The following is a 17,868-nucleotide window of genomic DNA, read 5'->3' on the forward strand; positions in this document are numbered from 1 at the left end:
CAGTGTCACACCCCGACACCGATGACCGCTCGGGTACGGACGGGTAACTTCCCAGACGGCCCTGCCCGACATCCTTCCCCTGGAGCCGTGATGCCCGAAGCCGTCATCGTCTCGACCGCCCGCTCTCCCATCGGCCGCGCGAACAAGGGCTCCCTGAAGGACCTGCGCCCCGACGACCTGACCGCCACGATCATCCAGGCCGCGCTCGCCAAGGTCCCCGAGCTGGACCCCGCGGACATCGACGACCTGATGCTCGGCTGCGGTCTGCCCGGCGGCGAGCAGGGCCACAACCTCGGCCGGGTCGTCGCCGTGCAGATGGGCATGGACCACCTGCCGGGCTGCACGGTCACCCGGTACTGCTCCTCCTCCCTGCAGACCTCCCGTATGGCGCTGCACGCCATCAAGGCCGGCGAGGGCGACGTCTTCATCTCGGCCGGCGTCGAGACGGTCTCCCGCTACGTCAAGGGCAGCTCCGACGGCCTGCCGGACACGCACAACCCGCTGTTCGCCGAGGCGGAGGCCCGCACCGAGGCCGTCGCCCACCAGGAGGGCACGACCTGGCACGACCCGCGCGAGGACGGCCTGCTGCCCGACCCGTACATCGCGATGGGCCAGACCGCCGAGAACCTCGCCCGCCTGAAGGGCGTCACCCGCGAGGAGATGGACGAGTTCGGCGTCCGCTCGCAGAACCTCGCCGAGCAGGCCATCAAGAACGGCTTCTGGGAGCGCGAGATCACCCCGGTGACGCTGCCCGACGGCACGGTGGTCGCCAAGGACGACGGCCCGCGCCCCGGCGTCACCCTGGAGGGCGTCCAGGGTCTGAAGCCGGTCTTCCGCCCGGACGGGCTCGTCACCGCCGGCAACTGCTGCCCGCTCAACGACGGCGCCGCCGCGCTCGTCATCATGTCCGACACCAAGGCCCGCGAGCTGGGCCTGACCCCGCTCGCCCGGATCGTCTCCACCGGCGTCTCCGGCCTCTCGCCCGAGATCATGGGCCTCGGCCCGGTGGAGGCCAGCAAGCAGGCCCTCCGCCGCGCCGGCCTGGGCATCGGCGACATCGACCTGGTCGAGATCAACGAGGCGTTCGCCGCCCAGGTGATCCCCTCCTACCGCGAGCTGGGCATCGACCTGGACAAGCTGAACGTCAACGGCGGCGCCATCGCCGTCGGCCACCCCTTCGGCATGACGGGCGCCCGCATCACCGGCACCCTCATCAACTCCCTCCAGTGGCACGACAAGCAGTTCGGCCTGGAGACGATGTGCGTCGGCGGCGGCCAGGGCATGGCGATGGTCATCGAGCGCCTCAGCTGACCCACCGTCCGTAGCGGACCGCGCACGCTTCGTCGCGGCAGTGCCCAGAACCGGGGAAACACCACGGTTCTGGGCCTTTCCGTGACCCAATCTCCCCCAGGATGTGACCTATCTCGCTCGCCGTGCGCATCGGTGCAGGTCAGCGCGGACCGGCCCGGCGTACGACGACGCCATGCGTCGCAAGTCATGCCCGATTCGTGACGTTACGCACTGACAGTTGGTTAGTCCACCCTTCAAGCTGATGTAGGAAGTCGGGGGGTCGACCTTGAACCGGGAGTACGTCAGTGAGCGCCATGCCGATCGCCCTGCTGCTCACCACGGCAGCCACCGGCGCCGTGGGCGTCGCCGTCCTGCGCACCGTGCTGAAGCTGCGCCGCCAGCTCGGCGCGTTGCAGCGGCAGCTGGCCGACGACCAGGCGGCCACCGCGCGGGCCCTGGTGCCGCACGCCCGGCCCGCCGTCGACGCCGACCGGATACGCGCGGCCGTGGCCGAGGCGCTCGCCGAGGAGCGGGAGCGCGAACTGGCCGAGGCGCGCGCCTTCTGGGCGGCGCAGGAGGCCCGTGACGCGGCCGACGCGCCGTCGCTGTTCGGACTGCCCGAGGCCGATCTGTTCCTGCCCCGGCAGGCGGACTTCGCGGGCCTGGAGCCGCTGGAGCCGGTGGCCGAGCCGTCCGGCGACGGCGACGAGTTCTCCGGGGGCGTCCCGTCCGCAGGAGAGTCCCCGGAACTGGCCGCCGCCCGCCGCCGGCACCCCTCGCACCCCGAGTTCGTCCCGGCGCAGCCGGCGGCCGTGAACGACCACGAGGGCACGGCGGCCACGCTGGAGCAGCTCGCCGAGGGACAGGTCCGGCTCTCCGACGTCCGCCCCGGCCCGCTGGGCACGCTCGACGTGTACGTCTTCGCCGACGGCACCACCCTGTGCATGACCCCGGGCCACCGCGAGCCGGCCGAACGCCTGGCCGTGGCCCTGGAGGCGGGCGAGACCCCCTATCTGCTGGGCGGTTCGGGCGTCTCCGGCGCCTACACCCTGACGTTCGCGTGCGGCGAGGACATGGTCTACGTCCTGGCCGACCGGGTCATCGCGTCCCTGTGACGCCCCTTCCTGTAGCCGGCGCCTCGGGGCCCTCACACCCCGGCCCGCTGCCGCGCCTCCTCCACCAGCCGCACGGCCTCGGCGACCTCCTCGTCGCTCTCCAGCAGCACGGCCAGGTCGTGCGCGGCCACGAGGATCTGGTCCGCCGCGGCGAACATGCCGGCGTCCGGCATCTCCCGCGGCGTGCGTCCGGGCTCCTCCCTCAACTGGGCGCGCCGGGACAGTTCCCGGGCCACGTCCAGCGCCTGGGCCGCGGCCCCGCGCTGGAGCCGGCTCTGCGGCGCGGCCCGCAACCGGTCGGCGAAGTGATCCACTGCTTGGGTCAGGGGCGTCGTATCAACCACCCGGCGAGGGTAGCGCGCGCACTGTTGCCAAGACGCGCACGCTCGGGCACGGTGACGTGAAGGACCGGCTTACATCCCCTTTGTGTACGGAGGCGCCGATGTCCCACGTCTTGTCCGAGGAGACCCACCGCAACCTGCTCGCCCGCATCCCGCGCTGCACCGGTCGTGAGGTCACCGACTGGCTGCGCGCCGTCGAAGAAGGCCCGGCCCTGTTCCGTTTCGAGGAGAAGGTCAGCTGGCTCCGGCACGAGTACCACCTGGCGTACGGCCACGCCAAGGCGATCGTGCACGAGTACGACCTGAGGAGGGCGGCGCGCAGGCTGCTCTGAACGGCACAGGGCCCCGGGCGGATCGCCCGGGGCCCTGCCGCGACGCGCGCCGGGGCGCTAGTCGTTGCTGCTGAAGATCGCCACCAGCCGCAGCATCTCCACGTAGATCCACACCAGGGTCATGGTGAGGCCGAACGCGGCGAGCCAGGACTCGTTGCGCGGCGCGCCGTAGGCGATGCCGTCCTCGATCTGCTTGAAGTCCAGGGTCAGGAAGAACGCGCCGAGCACGATCGCGAGGATGCCGACGATCGCGCCGAGCGGGCCGAAGCTGCGCAGACCGCCGTTCTCGGCGACGCCGAAGGCCACCAGCAGCAGGTTGACCGCCATGACCACCATGAAGGCGACCGCGATGGAGATGCCGATGCGGGCGTAGCGTGCGGTGACGCGGATCCAGCCGGCCTTGTAGACCAGCAGGGTCGCGGCCGAGACCGCCATGGTGCCGAGCACCGCCTGGAACGGGGCGCCGCTCCAGCGGCTGTTGAACATCTCGCTGAACACGCCCAGGAAGACGCCCTCGAAGGCGGCGTACCCGAGGATCAGCGCGGGCGACGGGGTGCGCTTGAAGCTCTGCACCATCGCCAGCACGAACGCGACCAGCGCGGAGCCGATCGCCAGGCCGTAACTGGTGCCGGAGACCGGCAGCAGCGCCCAGGCGAGGACGGCGCCGACGGCGACCGTGCCGAGCGTGAGGGCCGAGCGGACGACGACGTCGTCCATGGTCATCCGGTCGGCGGTGGCCGGGGCCTGGGTGCCGTACCGGGCGTCCGGCTGCGCGTACGGGTTCTGCGCGTACGGGTTCTGCGCGTGCGGGTCAGCCTGTGCGTACCCGGCCTGCGGTGCGGTGTTGAAGCCGGCGTAGCCGTTGTCTCGGCTGAAGCCCCGTCGCGAGAAGACCGGGTTGCTGCTCCTCATCTCACTCCTCCATGACTGCCGAATGCAGCCTTGGCTCAAGAGTAATGTATTGGCAAAAGATCCACATGCTACCTGAGGAGGATCTTTCCCCTGCCGTGCCGCACCACACGCTACGCGGGCGGGCGGTTCACGGCCATGGACGCGCGGCTAACCGAGCGGAAACCCCGTGTACGCCTCGGCCAGCTCGGTCTCGGCCGCGCGGGAGGAGGCGATCCGCTCCAGCCGGGCCCGCTGGAGCCGCGCGTCGAAGGCGTCGGCGTCCGGGGCGGTGTGCAGCAGGGTCGTCATGTCGTAGGAGAACCGTTCGGCCTGCCAGACCCGGCGCAGACAGGTCGCGGAGTAGGCGTCGAGGAGTTCCGGGGAGCCGGTCTCCTGCTCGTGGGCGAGGGCCCGGGCGAGGGTGACGACGTCGCCGACGGCCAGGTTCAGCCCCTTGGCGCCGGTCGGCGGCACGATGTGGGCGGCGTCGCCGGCCAGGAAGAGCCGGCCGTGCCGCATCGGTTCGTGCACGAAGGAGCGCATCGGCGTGACCGACTTCTGGGTGACGGGCCCGCGCTCCAGCCGCCAGTCGTCGTCCGTCTCCAGCCGCCGCTCCAGCTCGTCCCAGATCTCCTCGTCGCTCCACTGGCCGGCCTCGGTTCCGGCGGGCACCTGGAGGTAGAGCCGGGACACGGCCGGCGACCGCATGGAGAGCAGGGCGAAGCCGCGCTCGTGGCGGGCGTAGACGAGTTCGTCGTGGGAGGGGGCGACGTCGGCGAGGACGCCGAGCCAGGCGTACGGGTACGACCGCTCGAACACCCGTGAGACCTCGGCCGGGAACGCCTTCCGGGCCACGCCCCAGAAGCCGTCGCAGCCGACGACGTACGCGCAGTCCAGCACCTCCTCGCGCCCCTGGTACCGGAAGCGGATCCGCGGCCGGTCGCCCTGCGCGTCCTCCACCGCCAGCGCCTCGGCCTCGAACAGCAGCGGCCCGCCCTCCTCCAGCCGGAGCGCGATGAGGTCCTTGCAGACCTCGGTCTGGGCGTAGACGGTCACGGACCGCCCGCCGGTGAGCGCGGGGAAATCGACACGGTGCCGGCGCCGGCCGAACCGCAGCTCGATCCCGTCGTGCCGCAGCCCCTCCCGGTCCATCCGCTCGCCTGCCCCGGCGGCGCGCAGCACGTCGACCGTGCCCTGCTCCAGGACCCCGGCCCGCTGCCGCTGCTCGACGTAGGCGCGGTCCCGGCTCTCCAGCACGACCGAGTCGATCCCGGCGCGGTGCAGCAGCCGCGCGAGCAAGAGCCCGGCCGGACCGGCCCCGATGATCCCCACGGTGGTACGCATCGCCCGCTCCCTTCTCCGCCACCGGCTCCCGCTCTCGTTCGCCTGGTGAACTTTTCTTCACTATTGCGTGCGAGTTTCGGGCCGGGCACGCCCCTGTGTCAACGGTCGCCCGGGAACCGGACGCGCCCGGTGGGCCGGAGAGGAGCTGGGGAAGGAGGGGAAGACCGCCTCGGCACTGGGCGCGGGCCGCGGCCGGACCGGCCGGCCGCGCGTCGCCTCGGGGCGGAAAGCGGTGGGGATTCAGACGGGACAACCGGGGCAGGCTCGGCGGAAGAGCGGTGGCACGCCGGCCGGACGTCGTAGGCGGAAAGTGCCCGGAGCCGGACTTGAACCGGCACGCCCGCGAAGGGGCAGCGAGGTTTAAGCTCGCCGTGTCTGCATTCCACCATCCGGGCAGGCCATGGGCTCCGCATCGAGGATCCGAGCCTATCGGGACCCATCGCCCGGACAGCGGACGGGTGGACCGATGTTGTCTTATTTTATTGACGTCTGAGGGTGCATCAGCCGACGGAACGCGCCATCCGCACTTGCCAATAGCCTGGCGTGACAGGCGCGCGCGTGTACGTGAAATGACGGAATTTCACCGTCTGAACAAGGGCGGTCCACCGGTTCTGAACAAGCCGACGGCTGTCCCGCCCCCTCGCTCTCTCCGGGTCGGCCGTCCTCCCCAGGTATGACACGGCGCCCTCCCGTCCGACCGGGGTCGCCCTCCGGAACCGGAACAGCGGCTGACTTCACGCGCTGTTCACGCCGGGACGATGGAACGGTCCCCAGGAACTACGCCGTCCCGACAGGAGCACCACCCCGTGACCACCACACCCACCGCCGGCCGGACCACCGCCGTGGCCGCACGCGCCACGGAGTTGTCGAAGATCTACGGGCAGGGTGAGACTCGGGTGGTCGCTCTGGACCGGGTCTCGGTCGACTTCCGGGCCGCCGAGTTCACCGCGATCATGGGCCCGTCCGGGTCCGGCAAGTCCACGCTGATGCACTGCGTGGCCGGTCTGGACACCTTCTCCTCCGGGTCCGTCCGGATCGGTGACACGGAACTGGCCTCCCTGAAGGACAAGCAGCTCACCAGGTTGCGCCGGGACAAGATCGGCTTCATCTTCCAGGCGTTCAACCTGCTGCCGACGCTCACCGCCCTGGAGAACATCACCCTTCCGATGGACATCGCCGGGCGCCGGCCGGACAAGGCGTGGCTGGACCGGGTCATCGAGATGGTCGGGCTGTCGGGGCGGCTGCGCCACCGGCCCTCGCAGCTCTCCGGCGGCCAGCAGCAGCGGGTCGCCGTGGCCCGGGCCCTCGCCTCCCGGCCCGACATCGTCTTCGGCGACGAGCCCACCGGGAACCTGGACTCCCGCTCCGGCGCCGAGGTGCTCGGCTTCCTGCGCAACTCCGTGCGCGAGCTGGGCCAGACGGTGGTCATGGTGACCCACGACCCGGTGGCCGCCGCCTACGCCGACCGCGTCGTCTTCCTCGCGGACGGGCGGATCGTGGACGAGATACACGGCCCCTCCGCCGAGTCCGTCCTCGACACGATGAAGCAGTTCGACGCGAAGGGCCGTACCAGCTGATGTTCCGCACCGCCCTGCGCAACGTCCTCGCGCACAAGGCCCGGCTGCTGATGACCGTGCTCGCCGTCCTGCTCGGCGTGGCGTTCGTCTCCGGGACGCTGGTGTTCACCAACACCCTCTCCGACGCCTACCAGAAGAGCTCCGCCAAGGGCTTCGACCAGGTCGACGTGGCCATCCGGCCCGAGTACCAGGAAGGGAAGGGCGACCGGGTGGGCCGCCGGCCCGAGCTGACCCAGGCCCTGCTGGACCGGGCCGCCAAGGTGCCCGGCGCCGCCTCCGCCACCGGTGTAGTCACCGGCTTCACCGCCGTCGCCGGCAAGGACGGCAAGCTGGTCGGCGGCGACTGGCAGTCCGCCGGCGGCAACTACTGGGGCTCCGAGGACCCGCGCTATCCGCTGGTCAGCGGTCGTGCCCCGCACGGCCGGGACGAGGTGCTGCTCGACTCGGCGACCGCGCGCCGGGCCGGCCTGAAGACCGGCGACACCGTGCGCCTGTCCGTCGACGGCCCGGTCCTCACCCCCACCGTCAGCGGCGTCTTCACCACCGACGACGGCAACGTGGCCGCCGGCGGCAGCCTCGCCCTGTTCGACACGCCGACCGCGCAGTCCCTGTTCGGCAAGAAGGGCACCTACGACGAGATCGACGTGCGCGCGGCGGCCGGCACCAGCCAGAGGGCGCTCAAGGCCGCGCTGGACAAGGCGCTGCCCGCCGCGCCGGTGACGACCACCACCGGCGAGCGACTCGCCGACGACCAGGCGCGGGCGATCTCCGCGTCCATGAGCAGCATGAAGCAGGGCCTGCTGGTGTTCGCCGGCATCGCCCTGTTCGTCGGCACGTTCATCATCGCCAACACCTTCACCATGCTGGTCGCCCAGCGCACCCGGGAGCTGGCCCTGCTGCGGGCGGTCGGCGCCTCCCGCCGCCAGGTCACCCGCTCGGTGCTCGCCGAGGCGTTCGCCGTCGGCGCGGTGGCCGGCGTGGCCGGTCTGGCCGCCGGCATCGGCATCGGCGCGGGTCTGCGCTCGCTGCTGGGCACCTTCGGCGCGAGCGTGCCGGACGGGCCGCTGGTGATCACCCCCGGCACGGTGGTCACCGCCCTCGCGGTCGGCGTCGTCGTCACCATGCTGGCCGCCTGGCTGCCGGGCCGCCGGGCCGCGAAGATCCCGCCGGTGGCGGCGATGAGCAGTGTGCACGCCACCGCCACCGCCAAGTCCCTGGTGCTGCGCAACACGCTGGGCGCGCTGTTCGCGGCGGCCGGTGTCGCGGTGGTCCTCGCGGCGACGGCGATGGACGCGGACACCGGCCAGGGCGTGCTGGGGCTCGGCGCCGTCCTGCTGATCATCGGCGTGTTCGTGCTGACCCCGCTGCTGTCCCGCCCGCTGATCGCCGCCGCCGCGCCGGTGCTGCGCGCCTTCGGGATGGCCGGCAAGCTGGCCCGCCGCAACTCGGTGCGCAACCCGCGCCGTACCGCGGCCACCGCCTCGGCGCTGATGATCGGGCTGACCCTGATCACCGGGATGACGGTGATGGCCGGGAGCCTCCAGACGTCCATCGACAAGATGGCCGGTTCGGCGATCCGCGCCGACTACGTGGTCTCGATGGCCAACCGCGGCCCGCTCTCGCCGGACGTGGCGAGGAAGCTGGCCGCCGCCGACGGAGTCACCGCCAGCAGCCCGCTGCGCAACGGGGAGTCCCGGATCGACGGCGGCACCGAGTACCTGACCGGTGTCGACGGCGCCGCGATCGGCGAGCTGACGGACCTGGAGGTGACCGACGGCTCCTTCGCGGTGGGCGGCCCGCGGACCGTCGTGGACCGGGATCTGGCCGAGGAGCACGGCTGGCGGGCCGGTTCGCGGTTCACCGCGCACTTCGAGGACGGTACGGCGCGCCGGCTGACGGTCGCCGGCGTCTACGAGGGCAACGACCTGCTCCACGGCGTCATCGTGGACGACGAGATCCTCACCCCGCACCTGACCGACCCGGCCGACATGCAGGTCATGGTGAAGACGGCGGACGGCGCGTCGGACACGGCCAAGGACACGCTGCAGAAGGTCCTCGGCGACAACCCGGCGATCAGGGTCCAGGACAAGCGGGACATCTCCCAGGAGATCGCCAAGTCGTTCACGCTGATGCTGAACATGGTTTACGGCCTGCTCGGCATGGCGGTGATCGTCGCGGTGCTCGGCGTCGTCAACACGCTGGCCATGTCCGTCTTCGAGCGCGCGCAGGAGATCGGCATGCTGCGGGCCATCGGCCTGGACCGCGGGGCGGTCAAGCGGATGGTCCGGCTGGAGTCCCTGGTGATCTCGCTGTTCGGCGGGGTGCTGGGGATCGGCCTGGGCGTGTTCTTCGGCTGGGCGGCCGGCCAGGTGCTGGCCACCAAGATGCCGACGTACGAACTGGTGCTGCCCTGGGGCCGGATGGCGGTCTTCCTGCTGCTGGCGGGCGCGGTCGGCGTCCTGGCCGCCCTGTGGCCGGCCCGCCGCGCGGCCCGGCTGAACGTGCTGACGGCCATCAAGGCCGAGTAGCCGCGGGTGCCCAGGGCCTCGCTCCGCAGTGCGGGGCGGGGCCCTGGCGGTGTGTCATCCGTGCCAGGTGCGGGGCCTGAGCGGGAGCCCGGAGGCGCCCGACTCGGGGGTGCGGACCGCGAGGACCTGGTTGACGCCGATCCGGTTGTGTTCGAAGGCGAGCGCGGAGGCGGCCATGTACAGCCGCCAGACGCGGGCGCGGCCCGGCCCGGTGAGCGTGGCCGCGTGGTCCCAGCCGGCCTCCAGGTTGGCCACCCACTCGCGCAGGGTGCGGGCGTAGTGCTCGCGGATGGACTCCACGTCCCGGACCTCGAACCCGGCCCGCTCCAGCTGGGTGACGGTGGTGCCGACGGGGGCGAGTTCGCCGTCGGGGAAGACGTAGGAGTCGATGAACTCGTCCACCTCGTACGTTGTCTCGTCGCGCTGCGGACGGCGGGCGATCTGGTGGTTGAGCAGCCGGCCGCCGGGCTTGAGCAGGGCGTGGAGCTGGCGCGCGTACTCCAGATACCGTTCGGCGCCCACGTGTTCGGCCATGCCGATGGAGGAGATCGCGTCGTACGGCCCGTCCACGACGTCCCGGTAGTCCTGGACCCTGATCTCCACCCGGTCGGTCAGCCCCGCGTCGGCGACGCGCTTGCGGGCGTAGGCCGCCTGTTCCTGGGAGAGGGTGACCCCGACGACGCTCACCCCGTGCTCGCGCGCCGCGTGGATGGCCATGGAGCCCCAGCCGCAGCCGACATCCAGCAGCCGCTGGCCTTCACTCAGGCCCAGCTTGGCGCAGACCAGTTCCAGCTTGTCGCGCTGGGCGGTCTCCAGGGTGCCGGCCTCCTCCCAGTAGGCGCAGGAGTACACCATGGACGGGCCGAGGACCAGTTCGTAGAAGTCGTTGCCGACGTCGTAGTGGTGGCTGATGGCCCGCTTGTCGGTGCGGCGGGTGTGCAGGCCCCGGCGGGGCCGGCGGATCTCCTCGCGCGGCGGGGCGGGCGGGATCGGCGGGCCGGCCAGTTTCAGCAGGTCCCGGGCGGCGGCCCGGACGGCGGGGTCGCGCACGGCCTGGCGCAGGGTGCGGGAGTCCTCGCCGCGCTCCCAGACGAGGCCCGCCACCGCGTCGAGCGCGGTGTACAGGTCGCCCTCGATGTCCAGGTCCCCGGACACCCAGGCGCGGGCGAGGCCCAGTTCGCCGGGTTTGAACAGCATGCGGCGCAGGGCGCGGCGGTTGCGCACCACGAGCGCCGGGGCGTCGGGCGGTCCGGCCTCCGATCCGTCCCAAGCCCTCAGACGCACCGGGAGCGGGGCTCCCAGCAGCTGTTCGGCAAGACTCCTCAGCCGCGACGCGGCGTCGGCCATGGCGTACACCTCCAAGACGATCCCGGATGCCGGTCACCACATCAACACCGGCGGGTACCGCGCGTAGTCCCGCGAACGGCTGACCTTTTTCGGCCAGGAACGCCGAAGGACCTCCCGCACCACGGATGGCGGGAGGTCCTTCGGTCCGTCGGGTGACCGCGAGGGTCAGGAGGCCTTGGCCTTCTCCTCGGTCTTGGCGGCGGCGACCGGCGCCGGCTTGGCGGCCTCGTAGAACTCCTCGCGGGGGTTCTCCATGGCGCCGAGGGAGACGACCTCGCGCTTGAGGAACATGCCGAGGGTCCAGTCGGCGAAGACGCGGATCTTGCGGTTCCAGGTCGGCATCGCCATGCCGTGGTAGCCGCGGTGCATGTACCAGGCGAGGCGGCCCTTGAGCTTGATCTTCATCTTGCCCATGACGATCATCGCCACGCCCTTGTGCAGGCCGAGGCCGGCGACCGCGCCCTTGTTGGCGTGCTCGTACTCCTTCTGCGGGAAGCCCCGCATACCGGAGATCACGTTGTCGCCGAGGACCCTGGCCTGGCGCAGCGCGTGCTGGGCGTTCGGCGGGCACCAGGCGTTCTCGTTGCCCGCCTTGCGGCCGACGAGGTCCGGGACCTGTGCGTTGTCACCGGCGGCCCAGATGTAGTCCGTGCCCTTCACCTGGAGCGTGGGCTCGCAGTCGACGTGGCCGCGGGGGCCGAGCGGCAGACCGAAGCGGGAGAGGACCGGGTTCGGCTTGACGCCGGCGGTCCACACGATCGTGTTGGCGTCGACCTCGAGGCCGTTCTTGAGCACCACGTGGCCGTCGACGCAGGAGTCCATCGAGGTGGAGAGGTAGATCTCCACGCCGCGGCTCTCCAGGTGCTCCTTGCCGTACTGGCCCAGCTTGGGGCCGACCTCGGGCAGGATCTTGTCGGCGGCGTCGACGAGGACGAAGCGCATGTCCTCGCGGGAGACGTTCTTGTAGTACTTGGCCGCGTCCCGGGCCATGTCCTCGACCTCGCCGATGGTCTCCGCGCCCGCGAAGCCGCCGCCGATGAAGACGAAGGTGAGCGCCTTGCGGCGGATCTCCTCGTCGGTCGTGGAGTCGGCCTTGTCCAGCTGCTCCAGCACGTGATTGCGCAGGCCGATGGACTCCTCGATGCCCTTCATGCCGATGCCCTGCTCGGCGAGGCCGGGGATCGGGAAGGTGCGGGAGACCGCGCCCATGGCGATGACCAGGTAGTCGAAGGGCAGCTCGTACGCCTCGCCCACCAGCGGGGCGATCGTGGCGACCTTGCGGTCCTGGTCGATGGTGGTGACCCGGCCGGTGAGGACCTCCGCCTTCGGCAGCACGCGTCGCAACGGGACGACGACGTGGCGAGGGGAGATGCTGCCGGCGGCGGCTTCGGGGAGGAAGGGCTGGTAGGTCATGTACGACCGGGGGTCGACGACCGTGACGGTCGCCTCGCCGTAGCGCATCTTCTTGAGGATGCGCCGAGCTGCGTACAGGCCTACGTACCCACCGCCTACTACGAGGATCCTGGGACGCTCCGTGGTGCTCATGCCATCGAGTATCCACCCGCTCCAGGGGGGTGGCTCGTGCGCCCCTTCACAAGCTCCGAGGGGGCCTGTGTTAAACTCCGCGGCCCGCGTGGCCCAGGTCATGAGCGGGGAAGGGAACCGAGGGGCGGTTCGCCCCGTTGTCAATGCCGCGTGAGCTGCCTCTCCGGTACACCGGGGTGGCCGTGAGGGCACCGTGACACCCTCGGAACAACCCCTTCCGGGACCCTTCCACGCCCCTCGTCTGAACATGTTCAACGACGCTTCGGTCCCCCGGAAGGGCCAATGGGCCCGGTTCCGGGGACCGCCGGGAGGGATTTCCTTGTGAAGAACTTCACGAAGGTTTCCGCCGGACGATGACCAAGGACCCCTCCCGGGGCCCTTGGCACCGCTCAAACGTTATCCACCCTGCTCAGCAGGTGGCTACCCAGGAGTAACAAAAGAGAGCTACGCCACCGGCCGAGCTACGCCACCGGCCGCGCGTGTACACGGTGGCGCGTACACTGGCTTCATGACTGAGAACACCGTGACCGTACGGGAAGCCCGCGCGCACCTCGCCGACCACATCAACAGGGCTGAGGAAGGCGTTCCGACCGTCATCACGCGCAACGGCGCTCCGGTGGCCGCCGTGGTCCCGATCGCGGACTTCGAAGCTCTGGAGGAAGCGGCCGACGTCATGCTGGCGCGTGAAGCCGAAGCTGTCCTGGCCGAGGACGGCCCCACGGTGACGATGGCGGAACTGCTGGCCGACCTGTTCACCGAGCGGGACGGCGGGGCGGCGTGAAGTACGCCTTCAGGTTCACCACGGCGGCGCAGCGGCAGCTCCGGGCCATCAGCCGGCCCGACGCCATGCGCATCCTGACCGCGCTGACCGCGCTCGGCGAAGACCCGTACCGCGAGGACGCCGACGTCAAGAAGCTCACCGGCCCGTCCGGGTTGTACCGGCTCCGGGTCGGCAGCTACCGGGTCGCCTACCAGGTCAACGATGGTGAACTCGTCATCCTCGTGGTCAAGGTGGGCGACCGGCGAAACGTCTGTCGCAACTTGTAGGCGGTCAGGCCAAGGACCAGCCGATGCCGTCGAGGATGTCGTGTTCGCTCACCACGACCTCCTGCGCGCCGGTCCGCTCCATGATGGCGAGCAGTACGAGGGCGCCCGCGCCGATGACGTCGACCCGGCCGGGATGCAGGGAGGGGATGGCGGCGCGCTCGGCGTGCGTGGAGCGCAGCAGCCGCTCGGTGATCTCGCGGACCCGGTCCCGGGAGACCCGGGAGTGGTGGATGCGCGCCGAGTCGTAGGCGGGCAGTTCCTGGGCGATCGCGGAGACCGTGGTGACCGATCCGGCGAGGCCCACCAGGGTGCGCGCCTCGCGCAGCGGGACCGTCCGTCCGGCCAGGTCCAGCGCGGCCTCGATGTCGGCCCTTATCGCGGCGATCTGCTCCTCGGCGGGCGGGTCGCCCACCCGTCCCTCGCGCACCAGGTGACGTTCGGTCAGGCGCACACAGCCGATGTCCACCGACCGCGCGGCGCGCACCCGGTCGTCGCCGACGACGAACTCGGTGGAGCCGCCGCCGATGTCCACGACGAGGTAGGGCCGGGCGAGGCCGGTGTCGCCGGTCAGCTCCTTGGTGGCGCCGGTGAAGGAGAACTCGGCCTCCTGCTCGCCGGTGATGACCTCCGGCTCCACCCCCAGGATGTCCCGCACGCCGCGCACGAAGTCGTCCCGGTTGCGGGCGTCCCGGGAGGCGGAGGTGGCGACGAAGCGGACGCGCTCGGCGCCGTGCTCCTTGATGACGGCCGCGTACTCGCGGCAGGCGGCGAAGGTGCGCTCCAGCGCCTCGGGGGCGAGCCGGCCGGTGCGGTCGACGTCCTGGCCGAGCCGTACGATCGTCATCCGGCGGTCCAGCTCGACGAGCTCGCCGGTGTCCGGGTGCGCGTCCGCGACCAGCAGCCGGATGGAGTTCGTACCGCAGTCGACGGCGGCGACACGGGTCACTGCTCGCCCTCCTCGACGGGCCGGGCCGCGAGGTCGCCCGTGCCCTCCTGCGGGGTCACCGCCTGGTCCGGCGGTCCGGCCGGGGTCACGCACGTGCCCTTGCGCCACCACTCGGGCAGCATCGCCAGGGCCTCGTCGCCGAGCGGGTTCACGCCCGGACCGGCGGCCAGCGAGTGGGCGACGAGCACGTGCAGGCACTTCACCCGGTCCGGCATGCCGCCGGCGCTCGGGAAGCCCTGGAGGACCTCGATCTCGTCCCGGCGCCGGATGTAGTCCTCGTGCGCGGCCCGGTAGGCGGCGGCCAGTTCGGGGTCTCGCCCGAGCCGTTCGGTCATCTCCTTCATCACGCCGTTCGCCTCCAGCGTGCCGATGGCGGAGGACGCCTTCGGGCACGTCAGGTAGTAGAGCGTCGGGAAGGGCGTGCCGTCGGGCAGGCGCGGCGCCGTCTCCACGACGTCCGGCTGGCCGCAGGGGCAGCGGTGCGCGATGGCCCGCAGGCCCCGCGGCGGACGGCCCAGCTGCTGCTTGAAGGCCGCTACGTCCGCGTCGGTGGGCTCGGTGCGCGAAGTGGGCGGCGGAGGCGTTTCCATGACTGCTTTCCGTGTGGCTTTCTGGTCGGTGTGCCGGTCTTCGCACCGGCTCACTGGTCGGACGCGTCGGACTTGTCGACGCCGTCCCAGAGGTTCGCGTACCAGGGCCGGCGGGCGGCCCCGAGGTCGGCGCGGGACTGCCTGGCCGCGCCGGGGTCCACGACCACGTACCCGGTCTCGCCGGGCCGCACGTAGTGCAGCCGGCGGCGGATCTGCTGCTCGGCGTAGGCGTCGTCCTGCCAGCGCGCCTTCAGGTCGCGCAGTTGTTCGACGCGATGCCGGGCCTGCTCCTGCCGGCGCTGGACGTCGGCGATCTCCGCGCGCTGGGAGACGTACTGCCGCATCGGGTAGGCGAGGGCGACGACCATCGAGCACAGCACCAGCGCGAGCAGCGCCGCGCGGCCGGTGAGCCGGGAACGGCGGGCCTGCCGCCTGGTCTGGGAGCGGTAGACCCGGGCAGCCGTCTGCTCGCCCAGCAGCCGCAGTCTGGTCGCGGTGGAGAACCGGTCCCGGTCCCTCACGGCCATCGTCCCCGCCTTCCGTCATACGCGCGTACGTCCCCGGACACGGTACGGGACCGGGTCCGGGGACGTACGGACGACTGGCTCGGGCGCGGCCGGGTCGGGTCAGCCCTTGAAGCGCGGGAACGCGCTGCGGCCGGCGTACACCGCGGCGTCGTCGAGGATCTCCTCGATGCGCAGCAGCTGGTTGTACTTGGCGACACGCTCGGAGCGGGCCGGGGCGCCGGTCTTGATCTGGCCGCAGTTGGTGGCGACGGCCAGGTCGGCGATGGTGACGTCCTCGGTCTCGCCGGAGCGGTGGGACATCATGCACTTGAAGCCGCTGCGCTGGGCCAGCTCGACGGCGTCCAGCGTCTCGGTCAGCGAGCCGATCTGGTTGACCTTGACCAGCAGGGCGTTGGCGGCGCCCTCCTCGATGCCGCGGGCCAGGCGCTCGGGGTTGGTGACGAACAGGTCGTCGCCGACGAGCTGGACCTTGTCGCCCAGCTTGTCGGTGATGGTCTTCCAGCCCGCCCAGTCGTCCTCGAACAGCGGGTCCTCGATGGAGACCAGCGGGTACGCCTCGACCAGGTCGGCGTAGTAGTCGGTCATCTCCTGGGCGGAGCGGGTCTTGCCCTCGAAGAGGTAGGAGCCGTCCTTGTAGAACTCGGACGCGGCGACGTCGAGCGCCAGGGCGATCTGCTCGCCGGGGGTGTAGCCGGCCTCCTTGATCGCCTCCAGGATGAGGTCGAGGGCCTCGCGGTTGGAGCCGAGGTTCGGGGCGAAGCCGCCCTCGTCGCCGAGACCCGTGGACAGGCCCTTGCTCTTCAGGACCTTCTTCAGGGTGTGGTAGACCTCGGTGCCCCAGCGCAGCGCCTCGGAGAAGGACTCCGCGCCGATCGGGGCGATCATGAACTCCTGGATGTCCACGTTGGAGTCGGCGTGCGAGCCGCCGTTCAGGATGTTCATCATCGGCACCGGCAGCAGGTGCGCGTTCGGGCCGCCCAGGTAGCGGAAGAGCGGCAGGTCGCTGGCCTCGGAGGCGGCGTGGGCGACGGCGAGGGAGACGCCGAGGATGGCGTTGGCGCCCAGGGAGCCCTTGTTGTCGGTGGCGTCCAGGTCGAACATGGCCTGGTCGATCAGGCGCTGCTCGGTGGCGTCGTAGCCGACCAGCTCCGGGCCGATCTGCTCGATGACGGCGAGGACGGCCTTCTCGACACCCTTGCCCTGGTAGCGGTTCGGGTCACCGTCGCGCAGCTCGATGGCCTCGAAGGCGCCGGTCGAGGCGCCGGACGGGACGGCGGCACGACCCGTGCTGCCGTCGTCGAGGCCGACCTCGACCTCGACCGTGGGGTTGCCTCGGGAGTCCAGGATTTCCCGGGCTACGACGACGTCGATGGACGGCACGAGCATCTCCTTCTTGGATGTGACGCTGGAAGTGCGGGGCTGGTGTGCCTTGCGCCTAGAGCCTAACCGTCCCGGGGCCGCCGGCCCGCGACCGACCGTCCCGTGGACAAGCCGACCGTACCCTTTGTTTCTTTTCGAAACAAAGGGTTCCGGGGAACCTCCGCGCGCGGCGGGCACGCAAAAGCCCCGCCCCGGTGCGTACGGGGGAACACGCACCGGGGCGGGGAGCCCGTGGGGACGGGGGTGGTCCGCACGGGCCTTCAGTGTGGTCCGCGGGATCTACGGGCGCGGCGGTCCGGCCGGGCGCCTGAGGTCACTTCAGGTGCAGCTGCTGACCCGGGTAGATGAGGTCGGCGTCCTGGACGATGTCCTTGTTCAGCTCGAACAGCTTCTGCCAGCCGCCCGCGACCTGGTGCGCCGCGGCGATGGTGCTGAGGGTGTCGCCCTGGGCCACCTTGTACTCGCCGTCGCCCTTCTCGACCTTCTTGCCGGTCGGGGTGGTGACGGTCTTGCCGGTGCTCTGGCCCGCGGACGCGGCCGGGCGCTCGGCGGAGCGGGAGGCGGCCTGCTGGTCGGCGGAGCGGGTGGTGGTGCCCGAACCCGAGGTGGAACCCGAACCGGAGGTGGAGCCGGAGCCGGAGGTCGAGCCCGAGCCGGAGGTGGACGGGGTGCTCGGGGCGGAGCCGTTGTACGGGGTGCTCGACAGGCCCGTGCCGCAGACCGGCCAGGCGCCCTTGCCCTGCGCCGCGAGGACCTTCTCGGCGACGGCGATCTGCTGCGACTTGCTCGCCTTGTCGGCGGTGGCCGCGTACTGCGTGCCACCGTAGGCGGCCCAAGTGGAGGCGGAGAACTGCAGGCCGCCGTAGTAACCGTTGCCGGTGTTGATGGCCCAGTTGCCGCCGGACTCGCACTGGGCGACCGTGTCCCACTGGGAGTCGGTGGCGGCGGAGGCGTTGCCGGCCGCCATCAGCGGGGCGGCGACGGCGGCGCCGGTGACACCGGCGAGCGTGATGGCGCGGACGGCCTTGGACGGACGACGGTGCTTGCCCTTACCGGTAAACAGCATGG

Annotated in this window: 17 protein-coding genes and 1 tRNA gene; 7 read left to right on the top strand and 11 right to left on the bottom strand. The window is 71.4% G+C overall.

Features of this window, described 5'->3' with window-relative positions; genetic code table 11:
* Positions 1 to 90: 90 nt before the first annotated feature.
* Together ACH4OA_RS09510 and ACH4OA_RS09515 are read left to right on the top strand one after the other, a co-directional pair.
* Positions 91 to 1,311, top strand: coding sequence for an acetyl-CoA C-acetyltransferase (locus tag ACH4OA_RS09510; RefSeq protein WP_397938000.1), 1,221 nt, complete (start codon positions 91 to 93; stop codon positions 1,309 to 1,311).
* Positions 1,312 to 1,595: 284 nt separating this feature from the next.
* Positions 1,596 to 2,405, top strand: coding sequence for a hypothetical protein (locus ACH4OA_RS09515; RefSeq protein WP_397937998.1), 810 nt, complete (start codon positions 1,596 to 1,598; stop codon positions 2,403 to 2,405).
* A gap of 32 nt (positions 2,406 to 2,437) precedes the next feature.
* Here ACH4OA_RS09515 and ACH4OA_RS09520 read toward each other — a convergent pair whose 3' ends face one another.
* On the bottom strand, positions 2,438 to 2,749 hold the full coding sequence (locus ACH4OA_RS09520; protein WP_365874626.1) for a hypothetical protein: 312 nt from the start codon (positions 2,747 to 2,749) through the stop codon (positions 2,438 to 2,440).
* A 98-nt stretch (positions 2,750 to 2,847) separates the two neighbouring features.
* Here ACH4OA_RS09520 and ACH4OA_RS09525 point away from each other — a divergent pair, with 98 nt between their 5' ends.
* Complete coding sequence (locus ACH4OA_RS09525; RefSeq protein WP_365874624.1) at positions 2,848 to 3,078, top strand: DUF4287 domain-containing protein; 231 nt, start codon at positions 2,848 to 2,850, stop codon at positions 3,076 to 3,078.
* Between the two features lie 57 nt (positions 3,079 to 3,135).
* Here the strand turns inward: ACH4OA_RS09525 and ACH4OA_RS09530 are convergent, their stop codons facing one another.
* The 3 genes from ACH4OA_RS09530 to ACH4OA_RS09540 form a co-directional block, all read right to left on the bottom strand.
* Positions 3,136 to 3,990, bottom strand: coding sequence for a Bax inhibitor-1/YccA family protein (locus tag ACH4OA_RS09530; RefSeq protein ID WP_397968427.1), 855 nt, complete (start codon positions 3,988 to 3,990; stop codon positions 3,136 to 3,138).
* Positions 3,991 to 4,137: 147 nt separating this feature from the next.
* A complete protein-coding gene (locus ACH4OA_RS09535) occupies positions 4,138 to 5,313 on the bottom strand; it encodes a 4-hydroxybenzoate 3-monooxygenase (RefSeq protein ID WP_397968429.1) in 1,176 nt (391 codons plus the stop codon).
* 311 nt (positions 5,314 to 5,624) lie between these two features.
* A tRNA-Leu gene (locus ACH4OA_RS09540) sits at positions 5,625 to 5,708 on the bottom strand.
* Between the two features lie 411 nt (positions 5,709 to 6,119).
* Here ACH4OA_RS09540 and ACH4OA_RS09545 point away from each other — a divergent pair.
* The gene (locus ACH4OA_RS09545) at positions 6,120 to 6,890 is read left to right on the top strand and encodes an ABC transporter ATP-binding protein (protein ID WP_397946051.1); all 771 of its coding nucleotides are present in this window, start codon (positions 6,120 to 6,122) and stop codon (positions 6,888 to 6,890) included.
* Positions 6,890 to 9,418: an ABC transporter permease gene (locus ACH4OA_RS09550; protein WP_397968432.1), complete on the top strand. Its 2,529-nt coding sequence runs from the start codon at positions 6,890 to 6,892 to the stop codon at positions 9,416 to 9,418. The genes ACH4OA_RS09545 and ACH4OA_RS09550 overlap by 1 nt, the downstream gene beginning before the upstream one ends.
* Before the next feature lie 54 nt (positions 9,419 to 9,472).
* Here the strand turns inward: ACH4OA_RS09550 and ACH4OA_RS09555 are convergent, their stop codons facing one another.
* Both ACH4OA_RS09555 and ACH4OA_RS09560 read right to left on the bottom strand, forming a co-directional pair.
* Entirely contained in the window at positions 9,473 to 10,765 is a 1,293-nt protein-coding gene (locus ACH4OA_RS09555) for a class I SAM-dependent methyltransferase (RefSeq protein WP_397968435.1), read from the bottom strand.
* 165 nt (positions 10,766 to 10,930) lie between these two features.
* Positions 10,931 to 12,310, bottom strand: coding sequence for an NAD(P)/FAD-dependent oxidoreductase (locus ACH4OA_RS09560; protein ID WP_365874612.1), 1,380 nt, complete (start codon positions 12,308 to 12,310; stop codon positions 10,931 to 10,933).
* Positions 12,311 to 12,818: 508 nt separating this feature from the next.
* On the opposite strand from ACH4OA_RS09560, the gene ACH4OA_RS09565 reads away from it, so the two are divergent.
* Both ACH4OA_RS09565 and ACH4OA_RS09570 read left to right on the top strand, forming a co-directional pair.
* Positions 12,819 to 13,091, top strand: coding sequence for a type II toxin-antitoxin system Phd/YefM family antitoxin (locus ACH4OA_RS09565; protein ID WP_397937989.1), 273 nt, complete (start codon positions 12,819 to 12,821; stop codon positions 13,089 to 13,091).
* Positions 13,088 to 13,357, top strand: coding sequence for a type II toxin-antitoxin system RelE/ParE family toxin (locus tag ACH4OA_RS09570; RefSeq protein WP_365874610.1), 270 nt, complete (start codon positions 13,088 to 13,090; stop codon positions 13,355 to 13,357). The genes ACH4OA_RS09565 and ACH4OA_RS09570 overlap by 4 nt, the downstream gene beginning before the upstream one ends.
* A 4-nt stretch (positions 13,358 to 13,361) precedes the next feature.
* Here the strand turns inward: ACH4OA_RS09570 and ACH4OA_RS09575 are convergent, their stop codons facing one another.
* From ACH4OA_RS09575 to ACH4OA_RS09595, 5 genes are all read right to left on the bottom strand, one after another.
* Positions 13,362 to 14,303, bottom strand: coding sequence for a Ppx/GppA phosphatase family protein (locus ACH4OA_RS09575; RefSeq protein ID WP_365874608.1), 942 nt, complete (start codon positions 14,301 to 14,303; stop codon positions 13,362 to 13,364).
* Entirely contained in the window at positions 14,300 to 14,893 is a 594-nt protein-coding gene (locus ACH4OA_RS09580; protein WP_365874606.1) for a DUF501 domain-containing protein, read from the bottom strand. Before ACH4OA_RS09580 ends, ACH4OA_RS09575 begins: the two co-directional genes overlap by 4 nt.
* Before the next feature lie 50 nt (positions 14,894 to 14,943).
* The gene (locus tag ACH4OA_RS09585; protein WP_365874604.1) at positions 14,944 to 15,420 is read right to left on the bottom strand and encodes a septum formation initiator family protein; all 477 of its coding nucleotides are present in this window, start codon (positions 15,418 to 15,420) and stop codon (positions 14,944 to 14,946) included.
* 99 nt (positions 15,421 to 15,519) lie between these two features.
* Entirely contained in the window at positions 15,520 to 16,800 is a 1,281-nt protein-coding gene (gene eno / locus ACH4OA_RS09590; RefSeq protein WP_365874602.1) for a phosphopyruvate hydratase, read from the bottom strand.
* A gap of 313 nt (positions 16,801 to 17,113) precedes the next feature.
* Complete coding sequence (locus ACH4OA_RS09595) at positions 17,114 to 17,866, bottom strand: transglycosylase family protein (RefSeq protein WP_397968438.1); 753 nt, start codon at positions 17,864 to 17,866, stop codon at positions 17,114 to 17,116.
* Between the last annotated feature and the right edge of the window lie 2 nt (positions 17,867 to 17,868).

The organism is Streptomyces sp. NPDC017095 (assembly GCF_044332325.1).
Lineage (GTDB): Bacteria > Actinomycetota > Actinomycetes > Streptomycetales > Streptomycetaceae > Streptomyces.

Coding starts and splice junctions, on each gene's coding strand:
- ACH4OA_RS09580 (WP_365874606.1), bottom strand. CDS start 14,893: ATGGAAACGCCTCCGCCGCCCACTTCGCGCACCGAGCCCACCGACGCG.
- ACH4OA_RS09555 (WP_397968435.1), bottom strand. CDS start 10,765: ATGGCCGACGCCGCGTCGCGGCTGAGGAGTCTTGCCGAACAGCTGCTG.
- ACH4OA_RS09535 (WP_397968429.1), bottom strand. CDS start 5,313: ATGCGTACCACCGTGGGGATCATCGGGGCCGGTCCGGCCGGGCTCTTG.
- ACH4OA_RS09530 (WP_397968427.1), bottom strand. CDS start 3,990: ATGAGGAGCAGCAACCCGGTCTTCTCGCGACGGGGCTTCAGCCGAGAC.
- ACH4OA_RS09560 (WP_365874612.1), bottom strand. CDS start 12,310: ATGAGCACCACGGAGCGTCCCAGGATCCTCGTAGTAGGCGGTGGGTAC.
- ACH4OA_RS09595 (WP_397968438.1), bottom strand. CDS start 17,866: ATGCTGTTTACCGGTAAGGGCAAGCACCGTCGTCCGTCCAAGGCCGTC.
- ACH4OA_RS09550 (WP_397968432.1), top strand. CDS start 6,890: ATGTTCCGCACCGCCCTGCGCAACGTCCTCGCGCACAAGGCCCGGCTG.
- ACH4OA_RS09525 (WP_365874624.1), top strand. CDS start 2,848: ATGTCCCACGTCTTGTCCGAGGAGACCCACCGCAACCTGCTCGCCCGC.
- ACH4OA_RS09585 (WP_365874604.1), bottom strand. CDS start 15,420: ATGGCCGTGAGGGACCGGGACCGGTTCTCCACCGCGACCAGACTGCGG.
- ACH4OA_RS09510 (WP_397938000.1), top strand. CDS start 91: ATGCCCGAAGCCGTCATCGTCTCGACCGCCCGCTCTCCCATCGGCCGC.
- ACH4OA_RS09565 (WP_397937989.1), top strand. CDS start 12,819: ATGACTGAGAACACCGTGACCGTACGGGAAGCCCGCGCGCACCTCGCC.